The organism is Micromonospora sp. NPDC057141, assembly GCF_042670805.1.
In the GTDB taxonomy this organism is placed as follows: Bacteria; Actinomycetota; Actinomycetes; order Mycobacteriales; family Micromonosporaceae; genus Micromonospora.
Genome location: NZ_JBHUVA010000015.1, coordinates 62,114 through 79,049 on the forward strand (window position 1 = coordinate 62,114; position 16,936 = coordinate 79,049).

Annotated in this window: 14 protein-coding genes; 6 read left to right on the forward strand and 8 right to left on the reverse strand. The window is 73.6% G+C overall.

Features of this window, described 5'->3' with window-relative positions:
* The first annotated feature begins 67 nt into the window (after positions 1–67).
* Positions 68–1,633, forward strand: coding sequence for a protein kinase (locus ACFT41_RS11845; protein ID WP_377587646.1), 1,566 nt, complete (start codon positions 68–70; stop codon positions 1,631–1,633).
* A 24-nt stretch (positions 1,634–1,657) separates the two neighbouring features.
* Here ACFT41_RS11845 and ACFT41_RS11850 read toward each other — a convergent pair whose 3' ends face one another.
* The 8 genes from ACFT41_RS11850 to ACFT41_RS11885 form a co-directional block, all read right to left on the reverse strand.
* Positions 1,658–2,716 (reverse strand): glycosyltransferase family 4 protein, encoded by a 1,059-nt coding sequence (locus ACFT41_RS11850; RefSeq protein WP_377587658.1) that lies wholly within the window; start codon positions 2,714–2,716, stop codon positions 1,658–1,660.
* 345 nt (positions 2,717–3,061) lie between these two features.
* Positions 3,062–4,621, reverse strand: coding sequence for a trypsin-like peptidase domain-containing protein (locus ACFT41_RS11855; RefSeq protein ID WP_377587647.1), 1,560 nt, complete (start codon positions 4,619–4,621; stop codon positions 3,062–3,064).
* 62 nt (positions 4,622–4,683) lie between these two features.
* Positions 4,684–6,252 carry a sensor histidine kinase gene (locus ACFT41_RS11860; RefSeq protein ID WP_377587648.1) on the reverse strand — a complete coding sequence of 523 codons (1,569 nt, stop codon included), beginning with the start codon at positions 6,250–6,252 and terminating at the stop codon, positions 4,684–4,686.
* Positions 6,249–6,950 (reverse strand): response regulator transcription factor, encoded by a 702-nt coding sequence (locus ACFT41_RS11865; RefSeq protein WP_043966583.1) that lies wholly within the window; start codon positions 6,948–6,950, stop codon positions 6,249–6,251. Before ACFT41_RS11865 ends, ACFT41_RS11860 begins: the two co-directional genes overlap by 4 nt.
* An 85-nt stretch (positions 6,951–7,035) precedes the next feature.
* Positions 7,036–7,659 carry a PadR family transcriptional regulator gene (locus tag ACFT41_RS11870; protein ID WP_377587649.1) on the reverse strand — a complete coding sequence of 208 codons (624 nt, stop codon included), beginning with the start codon at positions 7,657–7,659 and terminating at the stop codon, positions 7,036–7,038.
* Positions 7,656–7,778, reverse strand: a complete 123-nt coding sequence (locus ACFT41_RS11875) for a hypothetical protein (protein ID WP_377587650.1) — start codon at positions 7,776–7,778, stop codon at positions 7,656–7,658. The genes ACFT41_RS11870 and ACFT41_RS11875 overlap by 4 nt, the downstream gene beginning before the upstream one ends.
* Before the next feature lie 102 nt (positions 7,779–7,880).
* Positions 7,881–8,906: a 1-acyl-sn-glycerol-3-phosphate acyltransferase gene (locus ACFT41_RS11880; RefSeq protein ID WP_377587651.1), complete on the reverse strand. Its 1,026-nt coding sequence runs from the start codon at positions 8,904–8,906 to the stop codon at positions 7,881–7,883.
* The gene (locus ACFT41_RS11885) at positions 8,903–9,724 is read right to left on the reverse strand and encodes a GNAT family N-acetyltransferase (protein WP_377587652.1); all 822 of its coding nucleotides are present in this window, start codon (positions 9,722–9,724) and stop codon (positions 8,903–8,905) included. Before ACFT41_RS11885 ends, ACFT41_RS11880 begins: the two co-directional genes overlap by 4 nt.
* 182 nt (positions 9,725–9,906) lie before the next feature.
* Here ACFT41_RS11885 and ACFT41_RS11890 point away from each other — a divergent pair, with 182 nt between their 5' ends.
* The 5 genes from ACFT41_RS11890 to ACFT41_RS11910 all read left to right on the forward strand — a co-directional run bounded on the left by ACFT41_RS11890 (position 9,907) and on the right by ACFT41_RS11910 (position 16,840).
* Positions 9,907–10,563: a hypothetical protein gene (locus tag ACFT41_RS11890; RefSeq protein WP_377587653.1), complete on the forward strand. Its 657-nt coding sequence runs from the start codon at positions 9,907–9,909 to the stop codon at positions 10,561–10,563.
* Positions 10,564–10,759: 196 nt separating this feature from the next.
* Positions 10,760–11,701 (forward strand): ATP-binding cassette domain-containing protein, encoded by a 942-nt coding sequence (locus ACFT41_RS11895; protein WP_377587654.1) that lies wholly within the window; start codon positions 10,760–10,762, stop codon positions 11,699–11,701.
* Positions 11,698–12,522 carry an ABC transporter permease gene (locus tag ACFT41_RS11900; RefSeq protein WP_377587655.1) on the forward strand — a complete coding sequence of 275 codons (825 nt, stop codon included), beginning with the start codon at positions 11,698–11,700 and terminating at the stop codon, positions 12,520–12,522. Before ACFT41_RS11895 ends, ACFT41_RS11900 begins: the two co-directional genes overlap by 4 nt.
* Positions 12,523–12,792: 270 nt before the next feature.
* Positions 12,793–16,542, forward strand: a complete 3,750-nt coding sequence (locus tag ACFT41_RS11905) for a multifunctional oxoglutarate decarboxylase/oxoglutarate dehydrogenase thiamine pyrophosphate-binding subunit/dihydrolipoyllysine-residue succinyltransferase subunit (protein WP_377587656.1) — start codon at positions 12,793–12,795, stop codon at positions 16,540–16,542.
* A 118-nt stretch (positions 16,543–16,660) separates the two neighbouring features.
* Complete coding sequence (locus tag ACFT41_RS11910; RefSeq protein ID WP_377587781.1) at positions 16,661–16,840, forward strand: DUF6104 family protein; 180 nt, start codon at positions 16,661–16,663, stop codon at positions 16,838–16,840.
* Positions 16,841–16,936: the final 96 nt, after the last annotated feature.

The following is a 16,936-nucleotide window of genomic DNA, read 5'->3' on the forward strand; positions in this document are numbered from 1 at the left end:
CCGTTGACAGGCCGGACACATTCGCGCAACCTGATACCGCCCCGACCTCAGGCAGGTGCGATCCGTCATGGCAACACTGCACGCCGGCAGGCTGCTGGCCCGCAGGTACCGACTCATCGACCAGATCGGCGCCGGTGGCATGTCGGTCATCTGGCGGGCCCGCGACGAGGTCCTCGACCGTACGGTCGCCGTGAAGGTGCTCGCGCCCTCGCTCGCGGCGGACGCCCGGTTCCGCGACATGGTCCGCGAGGAGGCCCGCTCCGCCGCGCAGCTCGTCCACCCGCACGTGACGTCGGTGCACGACTACGGCGAGACGCTCGCCCCGGACGGCAGCATCACCTCGTTCGTGGTGATGGAGCTGCTCGCCGGGGAGGAATTGGAATACCGGCTGACCGAGGGTCCGCTGCCCTGGCCGGAGGCGGTGGAGATCGGCGCCCAGGTGGCGGAGGCGCTCGCCGCCGCGCACCGGCTCGGCATCGTGCACCGGGACATCACCCCGGCCAACGTGATGATGACCCCGGTCGGGGCGAAGGTGCTGGACTTCGGCATCGCCACCCACGTCGGCGCTCCGGACGAGGACGAGGACGGCGGCACCTTCGGCACGCCCGCGTACGTCGCGCCGGAACGGCTGGACGGGGCACCGGCGCAGCCGGCCACCGACATCTACTCGCTCGGTGTGCTGCTCTACGAGACGCTGACCGGGCGGGTGCCGTTCCCGGCGGACACCTGGGAGCAGCTGGGCGCGGCGCTGGAGAGCGGCGACGAGCCCCCGGCGTTGCGGGTGCCCGGCCTGCCGTCCGAGGTGGCCCGCATCTGCCTGCGCTGCCTGTCCCGGGAGCCACGGGACAGGCCCACCGCGCACCAGGTGGCCCTCGCGCTGCGCGACCAGCTCCTGCCGGCCGACCCGCAGGCCGCCACCATGCTCGCCCCGACCGTGACCCTGCCGTCCATCGTCGCCCCGCCCGGGCCGACGCCGGTTCCGGCCGGTTCGCCCGCCCCGGCACCGCCTCCCCCGCCCGGGGCCGCACCCGGCGTGGCCTCGGCCCCGCCGCCCGGTAGCACGCCTGGCGCGGCGTCGTCCCCGGCACCCACCGGGGCCGGGCCGCAGGGCCCGTCCCGGCGCCGCTGGGCGGTGCCCGTGGCGGCGGGAGCCGCGGTGGTGGCCGCGGTGGCGCTGCTGTGGCCCGGGCGCGACGAGGAGCCGGCCCCGCTGCCCCGGGCCCTGCCGACCGAGTCGCCGGCCAGGGAGACGTTGGGGACCGCACCGACCCGGTCGCCGAGCACGCCGCCGGCCACCACCCGGGCACCCGCCCGGCCCCGGCCTACCCTCTCGGCCGCGCCGACGACCACGCCGCCCGCCCCGTCGGGCGGCAGTGTGACCGAGGTGGCCAACGAGATCGGGCAGCTCATCGACGCGGGGGTGGCCGACGGCGGGATCCGCATCGACGTCGGCACCGACATGCGCAACCTGCTCGGCCACGCCGTGGAGGCGAACGACCAGAGCGGCCTGGCCGCCGCGGTGCAACGGGCCCGCGACAAGGTCGCCGAGCGGCAGCGCGAGGGCAGCATCACCCCCGCGTACGCCCGCCAGCTCGACGCCGCGTTCCAGCGGCTCGGGGCGGCCCGGATGTGACCGTCCCCAGCCGCGGCGCGTGGGTCAGCGGGCCGGCACCGGGATCGGCCGGCTCGGCGGGGCGGGCGCGAGCCCGTGCAGGAAGTCGCGGTAGACCGCCTCGTAGCCCTGCGCCGTCCGGGCGGTGGAGAAGTTCTCCGCGACGTGCGCCACGCAGTCGGCCGGGTTCAGCCGCTCGGCCTGCCGCAGCGCGGCGGGCAGCTCGCCGGGGTGGTCGCAGACGAGCCCGGTCGTGCCGGGGCGGACCAGCTCCGGCACGGCCCCCCGGCGCAGCGCCACCACCGGCGTGCCCGTCGCCATCGCCTCCAGGATGACCATCCCGAACGGCTCCTCCCACTGGATCGGCATGATCAGGCAGCGGGCGTCGACGAGCATCCGCAGCGCGGAATCCCGGTCGGCGTTGAACACCACGGTCACGTCCTCGTCGAGCATCGGCTCCACCACCTGCTCGTAGTAGCGGCGCTCGGCGGGCTCGTTGCACTTGCCGGCGAGGACCAGCGGCAGGCCCGCCGCCCGGCAGGCCCCGATCGCCACGTCGGGGCCCTTGTCGGGGCTGAATCGGGCCAGCCAGAGCACCGGACCGCGCCCCGGTGCGGTCTTGTGCGGTACGTCGGTGACGTCGAGCGCGTTGTGCACGGTGCCGACCCACGGCAGCCCCGGGTTCAGCCGCCGCTGGGTGTGCGAGATGGCGACCAGGCCGACCCCCTGGTCGGTGTCGCTGAGCACGGTGCCGTACTCGCCGACCGGGTTGCCGTGCACGGTGGCCACCGTGGGCACCGCCCGGCGGCCGGCGACCAGCGGACCGATCGTGGTGTGGTCGTGCACGACGTCGAAGTCGGCCGGCGAGACGAGGTGGTTGACGTGGGCCAGGTGGGCCAGCTCGGGCAGCGACTCGCCGAGCCGGTCGTACTGGAGGTCCTCGCAGGTGGCGACGTAGCCGGCCCGGGTGCCGTGCCGCCGGCCCGCCCCGAAGACGGTCACCGCGTGCCCCCGCTCGATCAGCGCGTCCACCAGCCCGGCGACGACCTGTTCCAGGCCGCCGTAGCCGGGCGGCGGCACGGACAGCCACGGCGGGACCACCATGGCGATCCTCAGCGGCCGCTCCTCCGAACGGTCGACCGGCAGGTGGTTCACGGCCACGAGTCCTCCCCGTTGGTCCCAGTGCGCGTGATCGGCGGCGCTTTCCCGGCCCCGCCCGGGCCAAACGAAAACGGTCCCGCCCCGGCCCCGGCCCCGCCCGGGCAAACGAAAAAGCGGTCCTGGCACGGGGTGAGCGCGGTTCACCCGGATCGGGTGAGGGCCCACGCGTGGCCGGCGGCACCTGCACCGGGGCCGCCGGGAAAGGGGGGAAGGGCGGCGGGTGACGAAGCCAACCCCCTTGGCTCCGCCACCCACCGCCCTTCGCCGAGGAGGTAGGTCTGCTGTCGGTTATGACGTCTCGGCGAGCGTCACGGTTGCCGTCGCCGCCGATCCGTTCCGCTGGTACTGCACCTCGACCCGGTCGCCCACCTTGCGGGCCTGGACGGCGCCCACCAGGTCGTCGGATTCGTTGATCACGGTGTCGCCGAACTTGGTGATCACGTCGCCCTGCTGAATGCCGGCCTTCTCGGCGGCGCTGCCGGGGGTGACGGACGTGACCAGCGCGCCGCCGTTCTCGGCCGGGTTCACGCCCACCCCGAGCGCGGGATGGCTGACCTTCTCGCCGCGCTGGAGCTTGCCGGCCACGTCCTTGGCCTTGTTGCTCGGGATGGCGAACCCGACGCCGATGTTGCCGGTGCTCTGCCCGGAGGTGGCGATGGCGGTGTTGATGCCGATCACCTCGCCCCGGGTGTTGACCAGCGCGCCGCCGGAGTTGCCCGGGTTGATCGGGGCATCGGTCTGGAGCAGCCCGGAGATCGAGGTGACCCCCTGGCGCGGGTCCTGCTGCTGGCTCTCGCCGGCCTGGATGGTGCGGTCCCGGGCGCTGACGATGCCCGAGGTGACCGAGCCCTGCAGGCCCAGCGGGCTGCCCAGGGCGAGCACCTGGTCGCCGACCTGCATCGCGTCGCTGTCGCCGAACGTGGCGGCCTTCAGCCCGCTGACCCCGCCGGCCTTCACCACGGCCAGGTCGGTCTTCGGGTCGGTGCCGACGATCTCCGCATCGACGGACTTGCCGTCGGCGAAGACCACCTTGACGGTCTTGCCGGTGGCGGAGGCGACCACGTGGTTGTTGGTCAGCACGTAGCCGTCCTCGGTGAGGATGACCCCGGAGCCCTCGCTGCTGCCGGCGGTGATCGAGACCACGCTGTCCTGGACGGAGGCGGCGATCTTCGGCAGATCGGCGCTGTTGAGCACCGGCGCGGCGGAGTAGGTGCGGGTGATCCCGCCGGAGTTGCCGTCGACGGCGAGCGCGAGCGCGCCGCCGGCCACGCCGGAGCCGAGCATCAGCGCAAACACCGCGATCCCGGCACCGGCCAGCTTGGCGACGCGGCTCGGCTTCGGGGCCTGTGCCCACGCCGGCACCGGCTGGCCGGGGTGCTGCGGCGGCACCGGGCCACCCGGGTACGCGGGACCGCCGGCGTGCGGGGCGTACCCGGGTGCCGCCGGACCGTGCTGACCCCCCGCGGCCCAGCCGGCGTGCTGCCCAGGCTGCTGCCCGGCGTGCTGCCCAGGCTGCCAGGGGCTGTTCGGGTACGGCCCGGCCGGCTGCGGCTGCCCCGACACCGGGTACGGCGGCGCGGACGGGGCGGCGGGCCCGGCATACGGCGGCGCGGACGGGGTGGCGGGCCCGGCATACGGCTGCGGGCCGGCGGCCGGGGCGTCCGGGCCGGAGACCGGGGCGGCCGGCGCGTCGGGGGTGTGGGTGGGGTGAGCGGCGGGCGGGGCGGGCTCGGCGGCCGGGGAGTCGGACAGCCCGGTCTCGACGCGGGACAGCTCGGCGGTGGGGTGCGACGGCTCGGCGTCGGAGGGCACCGGTCGCCGCTGCGGGTCGGTCTCGTACTCGGTCATGTATCCACCTTCTCCCCTGCCACTGCGACCAGCCTGGAACCCGCCTGGAAGTTCCCTGAAAGTCACTCCCCCGGGTCGTCCCCGGTGTCCGGGAGCAGGGGCACCCGGACCCGGAAAGTCGCTCCCCCGCCCGGCGTCTCGCCGACCTCGACGGCGCCGTGGTGCGCGGCGACCAGCGCCGCCACGATGGCCAGTCCCAGCCCCGTGCTGGTCACCCCGCCGGCCCGGCGGGTACGGGCGGCGTCGGCCCGGTAGAAGCGCTCGAACACCCGCTCGGCCTGCTCCGGGGAGAGCCCCGGGCCGGTGTCGGCCACCTCCACCACCGCCAGGTTCCCCGGCTCGGTGCGCAGCCGCAGGGTCACCGAGGCGTCCGGCGGGGTGTGGGTGAGCGCGTTCGTCATCAGGTTGCCGATCACCTGCCGCAGCCGGGCGTCGTCGCCGAGCACCACCAGCGGCCCGGAGCCCGGCTCGATCTCCAGCTCGATCCGTCGGTCCGGGGCCACCACCCGGGCCGCCTGCACGGCGTCGCCGGCCAGCAGCGGCAGTTCCACCGGGGCGAGCGCGAGGGGCCGCTCCCGGTCCAGCCGGGCGAGCAGCAGCAGGTCCTCCACCAGCAGCCCCATCCGGGCGGCCTCGTCCTCGATCCGGCGCAGCAGGCCGGCGGTCTCCTCCGGGGCCCGGGCCGCGCCCTGCCGGTACAGCTCGGCGAAGCCCCGGATGGTGGTCAGCGGGGTACGCAGCTCGTGCGAGGCGTCCGCGACGAACTGCCGCATCCGCTCCTCCGAGCGTCGGGCCCGTGCCTCGGACGCCAACGCGGCGGCGGCCGCGTCGCGCGCGCCGACCTCGGCCGACCGGGCGGCGATCTCCGAGGCGGCACGGGCGGTGAAGGCGGCCTCGATCTGGGCCAGCATGGTGTTCAGCGCCCGCGACAGCCGCCCCAGCTCCGAGGTGGGGCAGGGCTGGCCCTCCTCCGGGTCGGGCACCCGCCGGGTCAGGTCGCCGCCGGCGATGGCGGCGGCGGTGCGCTCTATCTCCACCAGCGGCTTGAGGCTGGTCCGCACGATCGCCGCGCCGATGGACGCGAGCAGGATCAGCACCGCCCCGCCGACCAGGAGGTCTATCCAGACCAACCGCTTGACCGCCAGGTCGACGTCGGTGAGGTTCTGCGCGATGGCCACCATCTGCCCGTTCGGCAGCTCGGCGTAGATGATCCGCCAGCGCACCCGGCTGTTGCGCGCCGGGACCGACTTGAGCTCACCGACCCGGGCCGCGAAGCCCTCCGCGTCGGACGGCCAGACCGGCAGGTCGGCGAGGTCGAGCCGCGGATCGTACTGGGTGACCGTCACCGCCCCCGTCCGCCGGTCGGTGGCCACCAGCAGGTAGTCGGTGGGCACGAGCGGTTGCGTGACCTGCTGCCCGGCCTGCGCGGTGAGCAGGGCGGACTCGATGCCCTCCACGGAGGCCCGCAGCTCGCCGTCGACCTGGGCGACCAGGTAGTTGCGCAGGAAATAGGTGGTCAGCGAGCTGATCACCAGGAGGGCGACGGCGACCAGCGTCAGCACCGCCGCGACCAGCTTCACCCGCAGCGGTACGCTCCGCAGTCGCCCCTTCGCCAGCGCGACGGCGTTCACGCCGCCGGCTTGCGCAGCACGTACCCCACGCCGCGCAGGGTGTGGATCAGCCGGGGCTGGGTGTTGTCGACCTTGCGCCGCAGGTAGGAGATGTAGGACTCGACGATGTTGTCGTCGCCCCGGAAGTCGTAGTTCCACACGTGGTCGAGGATCTGCGCCTTGGACAGCACCCGGTTGGCGTTGAGCATCAGGTAGCGCAGCAGCTTGAACTCGGTCGGCGAGAGCTGCACGCGCTGACCGGCCCGGTGCACCTCGTGGGTCTCCTCGTCCAGCTCCAGGTCGGCGAAGGTGAGCCGGGAGGGCGTCTGGTCGCCGCTGGCCGTGCGGCGCAGCACGGCGCGGATGCGGGCCGTGAGCTCCTCCAGGCTGAACGGCTTGGTGACGTAGTCGTCGCCGCCCAGGGTCAGCCCGCGGATCTTGTCGTCGGTGGCGTCCCGGGCCGTCAGGAAGACCACCGGGGTACGGGTGCCACCCTCGCGGAGCATCCGGATGACCTCGAAGCCGTCGAGGTCGGGGAGCATCACGTCGAGGACCACCAGGTCGGGGCGGTGGTCCTTGGCGGCGTGCAACGCGGCGCTCCCGCTGGTCGCGGTGGCCACGTCGAAGCCGGCGAAACGGAGGCTCGCGGAGAGCAGTTCGAGGATGTTGGGATCGTCCTCGACGACGAGCAGTCGCGCCTCGGTCTGGGTAGCGGCCATGCCGACCATCATCCGTGACTTCGCTGCGTCGGCGCTGGGCGGTTGCTGAAAACTCCCTGAGAACTCGGAGCGGCCGGTCGCCTGCCTAGCGGAGCAGCCGGCGCAGCCCGTCCAGGGTGCCGTCGAGGACCCGGATCGCCGCGCGGAGCTGCACGTCGTCGAGCCGGCCGGCGCGCACCAACGCGCCGATCTCGCCGGCGAACGCGGCCAACCGGTCGTCGAGCTCGGCCAGCAGCGGCGAGGAGCCGGTGGGGGCGGCCGGCAGCGCCGGGCCCGGCGGCGGCGCGGCCTCCCAGCGGGTACGCCGGGACTGCTGCGTCCGCCGGGTCGCCTCGCGCACCTCCCGCTTGAGGTCCCGCACCGAGCCGCGTACCTCGGAACGGATCTCGCCGGCCAGGGTGGACAGGTCCGCCACCGAGGCGCTGATGTCGGACTCCAGGGTGGCCAGCTCGCCGGCCCGCTGGCGCAGCTCGGCCCGGCCCGCCTCGGTGATCTCGTAGACCTTGCGGCCACCGGCGGCGGTGTGGGTCACCCGCCCCTCGACCTCCAGCCGCTGGAGCCGTGGGTAGATCGTGCCGGCGCTCGGCGCGTAGAGGCCGAGGAAGCGGTCCTCCAGCAGGCGGATCAGCTCGTACCCGTGCTTCGGGCCGTCGTCGAGGAGCTTGAGCAGGTAGAGCCGCAGCCGCCCGTGGCTGAACACGGCGGTCACGGCAGCTCCTCGGTGTCGTCGTCGACCGGGCGGGAGAGCAGCGCGATGCTGCTGGACCTCGCCGTGACCGGCTCGCCGAGGGTGAGCTGTCGCGGACTGTCGACGGGCCAACCGGGCATGACATCCTCCCCGCCGGGACGCGCGCCCCACCGGCGCGCTCCCCCGGAAGGATAACGCGATACATCGCGACTGAACAGACTGTCGCGTGTCGGGGGGAGGCGTCAGGCCGCCAGACCGACCCCCCGGGCGGCGGCGTCCTCCCCCGGCGGCCGGGCGGCCGTTGCCTCCGGCGTCCGGGCGGCCGGGAGCGGCACGACCGGGGCGACGGCCGGCAGCGGCACCACCGGGACAGCGATCGCGGGCGGCGCGACCGGGTTGGCGGCCTGCGGCGGTACGAGGTGAACCGCCGACTCGGCGATCCGGGCGAGCCGCCGCCGGTCCGCGTCCCGCCCCGGGTGCAGCGCGGCGGTGGCCGTCACCGTCACCGTCAGCCCCCGGGCCGCGAGGACCCGCCAGACCGACCGCCCCAGGGTCTCCGCGCCGAGGAAGGCGCCGACGGTCGTCGACCCGCCGGCAGGAGCAGGGGAAAGGCCGGGGGTTGGCGCAGCGGCAGCGGTGAGGTGGTAGCCGATCCGGACCGGGACGACCGGCGCGCCCGCGTCGACCGCCGCCTGGAACACCGCAGGGCGGAAGCCGCCGCCCGGTCGGCAGCCCAGTGCCGCGCCGCACCACGTCGTACCCTCGGGAAAGACCGCGACCGGGTGACCGGCCCGCAGCGCGGCGGTGACCCGGCGCACGGTGGCGGGCAGCGCTCGGGGGTGCGCGCGGTCCACGAAGAGGGTGCCCCCCGCGACGGACAGCGGCCCGACCAGCGGCCAGCGGCGCACCTCCCGCTTGGCCAGGAGCCGGGCCGGGGCCACGGCCAGCAGCGCGAGCACGTCCAACCACGAGGCGTGGTTGGCGACCACGAGCGCCGGCCGCCGGGGCAGCCGGCCCCGGACCACCAGCCGCACGCCGAACGCCCGGGCCGTGCCCCGGGCCCAGCCGCGCAGGGCGGCCCGCCGCTCCCGCACCGGCAGCACCGGCACCAGCACGGCCAGCACCGCGCCGGCCACCAGCATCACGAGTACGGCGACCAGCCGCCCGAGCCGGCGGGCGACCGGCACGGTGGGGGTCTCCCCCGGGCCGGGCAGGCAGCCCGCGTCGCAGCCGGAGACCGGTCGCCAGAGGTCATGGCGGGCGGTCACCGTTCGCCCCCGTCGCCGAGGAAGTGGCGCAGGTAGCGAGGGCTCATCCGGTCCAGCGAGAAGATCACGTAGAAGTCGGCGACCCGGAAGTCCGGGTCGTACGCCGGCTCGCCGGCCACCCAGGCACCCAGCCGCAGGTACCCGCGCAGCAGCGGCGGCAGCGCGACCCGGCCGGCCGGGCGCGAATCGCCGGGGTCGGCCGCGTGGGGGACGGTGACCTGCTGCTCGGCCGCGTGCGGCCCGGCGGCCCGCGGTTCGGCCAGCCAGGGCCGCAGCGGCCGGACCCGCAGCGGCGGCGGGGCCAGGTGCCGGGCCCGGACGTGGTCCCAGACGCCGGCGGCGAGCAGCCCGCCGTCGTCGACCGGGACGGAGGCGCAGCCGCCCAGCCAGCGCGACCCGCGCAGGTGCAGGTAGCGGGTGATACCGGTCCACATCAGGTTGATCACCGCGCCGGAGCGGTGGGCCGGGTGGACGCAGGACCGACCGGCCTCCACCAGGACGTCCCGGAGCGGGTCGAGCGCGGTGAGGTCGAACTCGGCCTCCGCGTACCGGCGGGGGGTCCGTCCGGGCGGCAACAGCCGGTACGTCCCGACCACCGCGCCGGTGCGCTCCTCGCGAACGATCAGGTGGTCGCAGTAGTGGTCGAGGTCGTCGGCGTCCAGGCCGGCCGGACCGGGGCGCAGGGTGGCCCCGAGCTCGGTGGCGAAGACCTCGTGGCGCAAGCGCTGCGCGGCCGCGACCTGGCGGGGGTCGTCGGCGATCGACACGGTGTATCCGCTGGTCGTCAGGGGAACGCCAGCGACGGGCAGAACAGCCATGAGCTCTGTGTAGGTGTCCCGGATGCCGCGAGCGGGGACGACCGGTGTCGATCCGGTGAACGCCACCGGGCAGACTGTCCCACGGGCCGCGTGAGAAGGTGGCCCTTCTATACCGCAGGCGTTGACAAGGGGCCCTTCCTTGCACCAAAGCGGGCGTGCGAGGCTGCGCGGAGGAGGTGCGCGTGATCATCCCCGCGAGATTCAACGGGCCGCCCGGGTCGGGCAACGGCGGTTGGTGCGCCGGCGTCTTCGCCGCCGCGTCCGGGCTCCCCGGTGCCGTGGAGGTGACGCTGCGGCAGCCGCCGCCGCTGGAGACCCCGCTGGCCCTCGACGGCGGCGAGGTACGCGACCCGGACGGCCGGCTGATCGCCCAGGTACGCGGCGTCGACGAGGCCCCGGAGGTGGTGCCCCCGGTGGACGTCGACGCGGCGCGGGCCGCCTCGGCGGCGTACCCGGGGCTGGCGGACCACCCGTTCCCCGGCTGCTTCGTCTGCGGGCCAGACCGGGCCGACGGGCTGCGGATCTTCCCCGGCCGGCTGCCGGACGGGCGGACGGCCGCGCCGTTCACCGCCCCGGCCGAGGTGAGCGCCGCCACGGTCTGGGCCGCCCTGGACTGCCCCGGTGGCTGGGCGGTGCTCGCCCCGGGCCGGCCGTACGTGCTGGGCCGGATCGCCGCCGTGCTGGACGGGCTGCCGGCCCCGGGCGACGAGTGCGTGGTGACCGGCGTGGCCGACGGCGTGTGGGGGCGCAAGGCGGTGGTCCGGACGAGCCTCTACGCCCCGGACGGCCGGCTGCTGGGCCGGGCCCTGGCCGCCTGGATCGCCCTGTCGGGGGCGTGACCGGCGGGTCGGGGGCGGGACCGGCCGGGACGATCTCGTCCCTGGGGAGGACCGGCTCCTGCCTGAGGTGGAGACGGGTGTAGGTGTCGCGCCTGATTGACCTGGTTGCGCGGCCTTGCCAGGCTGTGCGACGGCGCGTCCGCAACTGCGCCGCACACGCTGGCGCGCTCCGCGCGCCGCGCACGGGAGGAGAAAGATGTCTGACGGGCAGCGAAGCCCCACAACCGGCAGCGGTCAGATCGTGGTGTCCGGCCTGACGAAGCAGTACAAGAACGTCCGGGCGGTCGACAGTCTGTCGTTCACGGTCGAACCGGGGCGGGTCACCGGCTTCCTCGGCCCGAACGGCGCCGGCAAGACCACCACGCTGCGCATGCTGCTGAACCTGGTCACCCCGACCGGCGGCACGGCGACCATCGGCGGCCACCGGTACGCGGACCTGACCGACCCGCTGCGTCACGTCGGGGCGGTGCTGGAGGCGTCCAGCGCGCACAAGGGCCGCACCGGGATCAACCACCTGCGGGTGATCTGCGCGGCGGCCGGGCTGCCGAAGTCGCGCGCCGACGAGGCGCTGGCCCTGGTCGGGCTCACGCCAGCGGCGAAGCGCAAGTTCAAGGGCTACTCGCTGGGCATGAAGCAGCGCCTCGGCATCGCCGCCGCGATGCTCGGCGACCCCCGGGTGCTGATCCTCGACGAGCCGGCGAACGGGCTCGACCCCGAGGGCATCCGGTGGATGCGCGGCTTCCTCAAGGGCCTGGCCCACGAGGGCCGCACGGTGCTGGTCTCCAGCCACCTGCTGTCGGAGATGCAGCTGCTCGCCGACGACGTGGTGATCATCGCGGCCGGCAAACTGGTCCGGCAGGGGCCGGTCGAGCAGGTGCTCGGCTCGATGTCGCAGGGCGGCGGCCGGGTGCGGGTGCGCACCCCGCAGGCCGACGAGCTGACCGCGGCGCTGCGCGCGCAGTCGGCGACGGTGGAGACCGGCGAGCACGGCGTGCTGCTGGTCAGCGGGGCGGACGCCCCGGCCATCGGCAAGGCCGCCCTGGCCGCCGGCGTGGAGCTGCACGAACTGACCCCGGAGCGACCCGACCTGGAACGGGTCTTCCTGGAGCTGACGGCCGGGAAGGCGGGCATCCGATGAACCTCGTCCGATCCGAGCTGCTCAAGATCCGCACCACCAACACGTGGTGGGTCTTCGCGCTCATCGCGCTGCCACTGTGGGCGCTCACCGCCCTGATCAACTGGTTGCAGACCGACGCACTGGCCAGCATGCCCGCCGAGGACGTGCCGGCCGAGCAGGCCGACCAGATGGCGGCCATGCAGTCCGTGGACAACCTGGCGGCCAACATCTACACCAACGGGCAGTTCTTCGGGCTGCTCATCGTGATGCTGCTCGGCATCATCGTGGTGACCAGCGAGTTCTTCCACCAGACCGTGACCACCACGTTCCTCACCGTGCCGCATCGCAGCGCGGTGATGGCGGCGAAGCTGGTCGCCGCGGCCGTGCTCGCGATGCTGTTCTGGCTGGTCACCACCGGGCTCAACCTGGTACTCGGCGTGCTGGTGCTCAACAGCGTGGACCTCGGCTCCCAGCTCGGCAACGGCGCGGTCTGGACGGCGACGGCGCTCAACGCGCTGGCGTACCTGCTCTGGTCGGTGCTGGGCGTCGGCATCGGCGTGCTGATCCGCAGCCAGATCGGCGCGACGGTCACCGGCATCCTGCTCTACCTGGGCGGCTCGATCGGGGCGGCCATCGCGATCAGCATCCTGGCCGCCCGCTGGGGCGAGTGGATCAACAACCTTCAGGTGCTGGTGCCCTCGCTGGCCTCCGCGCTGATGGTCAGCGGGGACGCGATCCCCGGCAACCCGCCCCGCTGGGCGGGCGCGGCCGTGCTGATCGGGTACGCCGTGGTGACCGGCGTGATCGGCACCCTCACCATGCGGCGGCGGGACATCTCCTGACCCGCGTGCGTCGAGTCGGCGACCGGCCCCGGAGCGTGATCACGGATCGCGCCCGGGGCCGGTCCGGTTCCGGGCCGGAGTCAACGGGACACGCGGCGCTGACCGAACTTGTGTCATCTTCTGTGAAACCGACCACGCGCCCGAGCCGGAAATGCCTAGCGTATTCCTACGGCGTAGCCTGGGAGCCGTCCCCCGTCCGCCCCTCGCAATCGGGGCGTCGGAGGACACCGCGTGACACACAAACCCGCGTGAAAGAGGCGATTACCGGCCGTGTCGACCCAGCAGACTTCGCAGGAGAACCCACTGGCGGGTTTCGGCCCTAACGAGTGGCTCGTCGAGGAGATGTACCAGCGGTACCTCGCCGACCCGAGCAGCGTCGATTCGGCCTGGCACGACTTCTTCGCCGACTACCGCCCCGCGCCGGGCGCCGCCACAGCGCGCCCGGACGGCCAGGCGGCGAAGGCCGCCAAGGCCGCGCCGGAGCCGGCCGGGCAGCAGGAGGCCACCGTCGCCCAGCCGGCGACGAAGGCCGAGCCGACCCCCGCGAAGGCGCCCGACGCCAGGCCCCCCGCGCCGAAGCCGGCCGCGTCCGGGGCGCAGCCCACCACGAAGCCGGCGCCCGCGAAGCCCACCGCGAAGGCCGCACCGGCGAAGCCGGCGGCGTCCGGCCCGCAGACCACCCCGCTGCGCGGCGTCGCCGCGAAGATCGTCCAGAACATGGACGCCTCGCTGAGCGTGCCGACCGCGACGAGCGTACGCGCCGTCCCGGCCAAGCTGCTGGTGGACAACCGCATCGTGATCAACAACCACCTCGCCCGGGGGCGCGGTGGGAAGGTCAGCTTCACCCACCTGATCGGGTACGCGATGGTCCGGGCGCTGGTCGAGCACCCGGAGATGAACAACTCCTTCGCCGAGGTCGACGGCAGGCCGGCGGTGGTCCGCCCCGAGCACGTCAACCTGGGCATCGCGATCGACCTGGCCAAGCCCGACGGCAGCCGCAACCTGGTGGTGCCGTCCATCAAGGGCTGCGAGACGATGGACTTCCGGCAGTTCTGGCAGGCGTACGAGGACGTGGTCCGACGCGCCCGGCGCAACGAGCTGACCATGGAGGACTACTCGGGCACCACGATCTCGCTGACCAATCCGGGCGGCATCGGCACGGTGCACTCGATCCCGCGCCTGATGACGGGGCAGAGCGCCATCATCGGCGTCGGCGCGATGGAATACCCGGCGCCGTACCAGGGGATGAGCGAGGCCACCCTCGCCGAGCTGGCCGTCAGCAAGATCATCACGCTGACCAGCACGTACGACCACCGGATCATCCAGGGCGCGCAGTCCGGCGAGTTCCTCAAGGTCATGCACGAGCTGATGCTCGGCGAGCACGGCTTCTACGACCGGATCTTCACCTCGCTGCGCATCCCGTACGAGCCGGTGCGGTGGATGCAGGACGTGGCCGTCAACTCCGAGGGCCAGATCAACAAGACCGCGCGGGTGCACGAGCTGATCCACGCGTACCGGGTGCGCGGCCATCTGATGGCCGACACCGACCCGCTGGAATTCAAGATCCGCAAGCACCCCGACCTGGACGTCCTCCAGCACGGGCTGACCCTCTGGGACCTGGACCGGGTCTTCCCGGTCAACGGCTTCGCCGGCCGGCAGCGGATGAAGCTGCGCGACATCCTCGGCGTGCTGCGCGACTCATACTGCCGCCGGGTCGGCGTGGAGTACATGCACATCCAGGACCCGGAGGAGCGGCGCTGGATCCAGGAGCGGATCGAGCGCAAGTACGAAAAGCCCGGCTCCGACGAGCAGAAGCACGTGCTCAACCGGCTCAACGCCGCCGAGGCGTTCGAAACGTTCCTCCAGACCAAGTACGTCGGCCAGAAGCGCTTCTCGCTGGAGGGCGGCGAGTCGCTGATCCCGCTGCTCGGCGAGGTGCTGGAGTCCTCCGCCGAGGCGGGGCTCGACGAGGTCGTCATCGGCATGGCCCACCGGGGCCGGCTCAACGTGCTGGCCAACATCGTCGGCAAGCCGTACGAGAAGATCTTCTCGGAGTTCGAGGGGCACCTCGACCCGCGCTCCACGCAGGGCTCGGGCGACGTGAAATACCACCTCGGCCAGAACGGCAAGTTCACCACCCCCGACGGCGAGCACTCCGTCAAGGTGTCGGTGGTGGCGAACCCGTCGCACCTGGAGGCCGTCGACCCGGTGCTGGAGGGCATCGTCCGGGCCAAGCAGGACCGGATCGACCTCAAGCTGGAGGGCTACACGGTGCTGCCGCTGGCGGTGCACGGTGACGCCGCCTTCGCCGGCCAGGGCGTGGTCGCCGAGACGCTCAACCTGTCGCAGCTGCGCGGCTACCGCACCGGCGGCACGGTGCACGTGGTGGTCAACAACCAGGTCGGCTTCACCACCGCCCCGCAGCACTCCCGGTCCAGCCTCTACAGCACCGACGTGGCCCGGATGATCGAGGCCCCGATCCTGCACGTCAACGGCGACGACCCCGAGGCCGTGGTCCGGGTCGCCCGGCTGGCGTTCGAATACCGGCAGGCGTTCAACAAGGACGTCGTGATCGACATGGTCTGCTACCGCCGGCGCGGGCACAACGAGGGCGACGACCCGTCGATGTCCAACCCACAGATGTACAAGATCATCGACTCGAAGCGGTCGGTCCGCAAGCTGTACACCGAGGAGCTGATCGGCCGGGGCGACATCACCGTGGAGGACGCGGAGGAGCTGCTGCGCGACTACCAGGCGCAGCTGGAGCGGGTCTTCAAGGCCACCCGGGACGCCGCCTCCGCCCCGAAGCAGTCGGCCCGGCCGCGCCGGGAGGACGAGCCGGAGCCGCAGGTGGAGACCGCCACCACGGCCGAGGTCGTCAAGGCCGTCGGCGAGGCGCACACCAACCTGCCGGAGGGCTTCACCCCGCACAAGCGGATCCAGCAGCTGCTCGACCGGCGGGCGAAGATGTCCGTCGAGGGCAACATCGACTGGGGCTACGGCGAGATCATCGCGCTCGGCGCGCTGCTGCACGACGGGGTCACCGTCCGGCTCGCCGGGCAGGACTCCCGCCGGGGCACCTTCGTGCAGCGGCACGCCTCGGTGGTGGACGCCCGCACCGGCGACGACCACCTGCCGCTGAAGTCGCTCACCGCCGACGGCGAGCGGTCGCGGTTCTTCGTGCACGATTCCCTGTTGTCGGAATACGCGGCGATGGGCTTCGAGTACGGCTACTCGGTGGAGAACGTCAACGCGCTGGTCTGCTGGGAGGCCCAGTTCGGCGACTTCGTCAACGGCGCGCAGTCGGTGATCGACGAGTTCATCTCCTCCGGCGAGGTGAAGTGGGGCCAGCGCTCCGCCGTCACCCTGCTGCTGCCGCACGGCCACGAGGGCCAGGGCCCGGACCACACCTCCGGCCGCCCGGAGCGCTTCCTCCAGCTCTGCGCCGAGGACAACATGCGGGTGGCCGTCCCGACCACCCCGGCGAGCTACTTCCACCTGCTGCGCCGCCAGGCCCTGTCGCCGAAGCGCAAGCCGCTGGTGGTGTTCACGCCGAAGTCGCTGCTGCGGCACAAGCTCTGTGTGTCGTCGGTGGAGGACTTCACCACGGGCACCTTTGCCCCGGTGCTGGCCGACACCGCCGCCCCCGCCCCGGAGCAGGTGAAGCGGGTGCTGCTCTGCTCGGGCAAGGTCTACTACGACCTGTTCCAGGCCCGCGCCGAGCGGGGCGTCACCGACACCGCGATCCTCCGGATGGAGCAGCTCTACCCGCTGCCCGTCGAGGAGATCCGGGCCGCCCTCGCGCAGTATCCGAACGCCGAGGACTTCGCCTGGGTGCAGGAGGAGCCGGCCAACCAGGGCGCGTGGAGCTTCGTCGCGCTCAACCTGCTGGAGCACCTCAACGAGGTCCGGCTGCGTCGCATCTCCCGCCCCGCCGCCGCCGCACCGGCGGTCGGCTCGGCGAAGATGCACGAGGTCGAGCAGAACAAGCTGATCGAGGCGGCCCTGCCCCGCCCGTGACCTGACCGCACCGCCGCGCGCCGGGGCAGCGACCGTCACCACGACGGGCGCTGCCCCGCTCGCATCGACTGACCGTATGACCCGGCCGCCGGCCGGAACAACCGATGAGGACGCACCGATGTACTTCACCGACCGTGGCATCGAGGAACTGGTCGAGCGGCGGGGCGAGGAGCAGGTGAGCATGGAGTGGCTGGGCGAGCGCCTGCGCGACTTCGTGGACCTGAACCCCGAGTTCGAGACGCCGATCGAGCGCTTCGCCACCTGGCTCGCCCGCCTCGACGACCCCGACGACGATTGACGGCCGGCAGCCGACCACCCCTGCCCGCCCGGGGGGTAGGGCCCCGGGGGGGGGGGGGGGGGGTCATTTTGGGGGGGGGCGGGGGCCCGAGGGGTC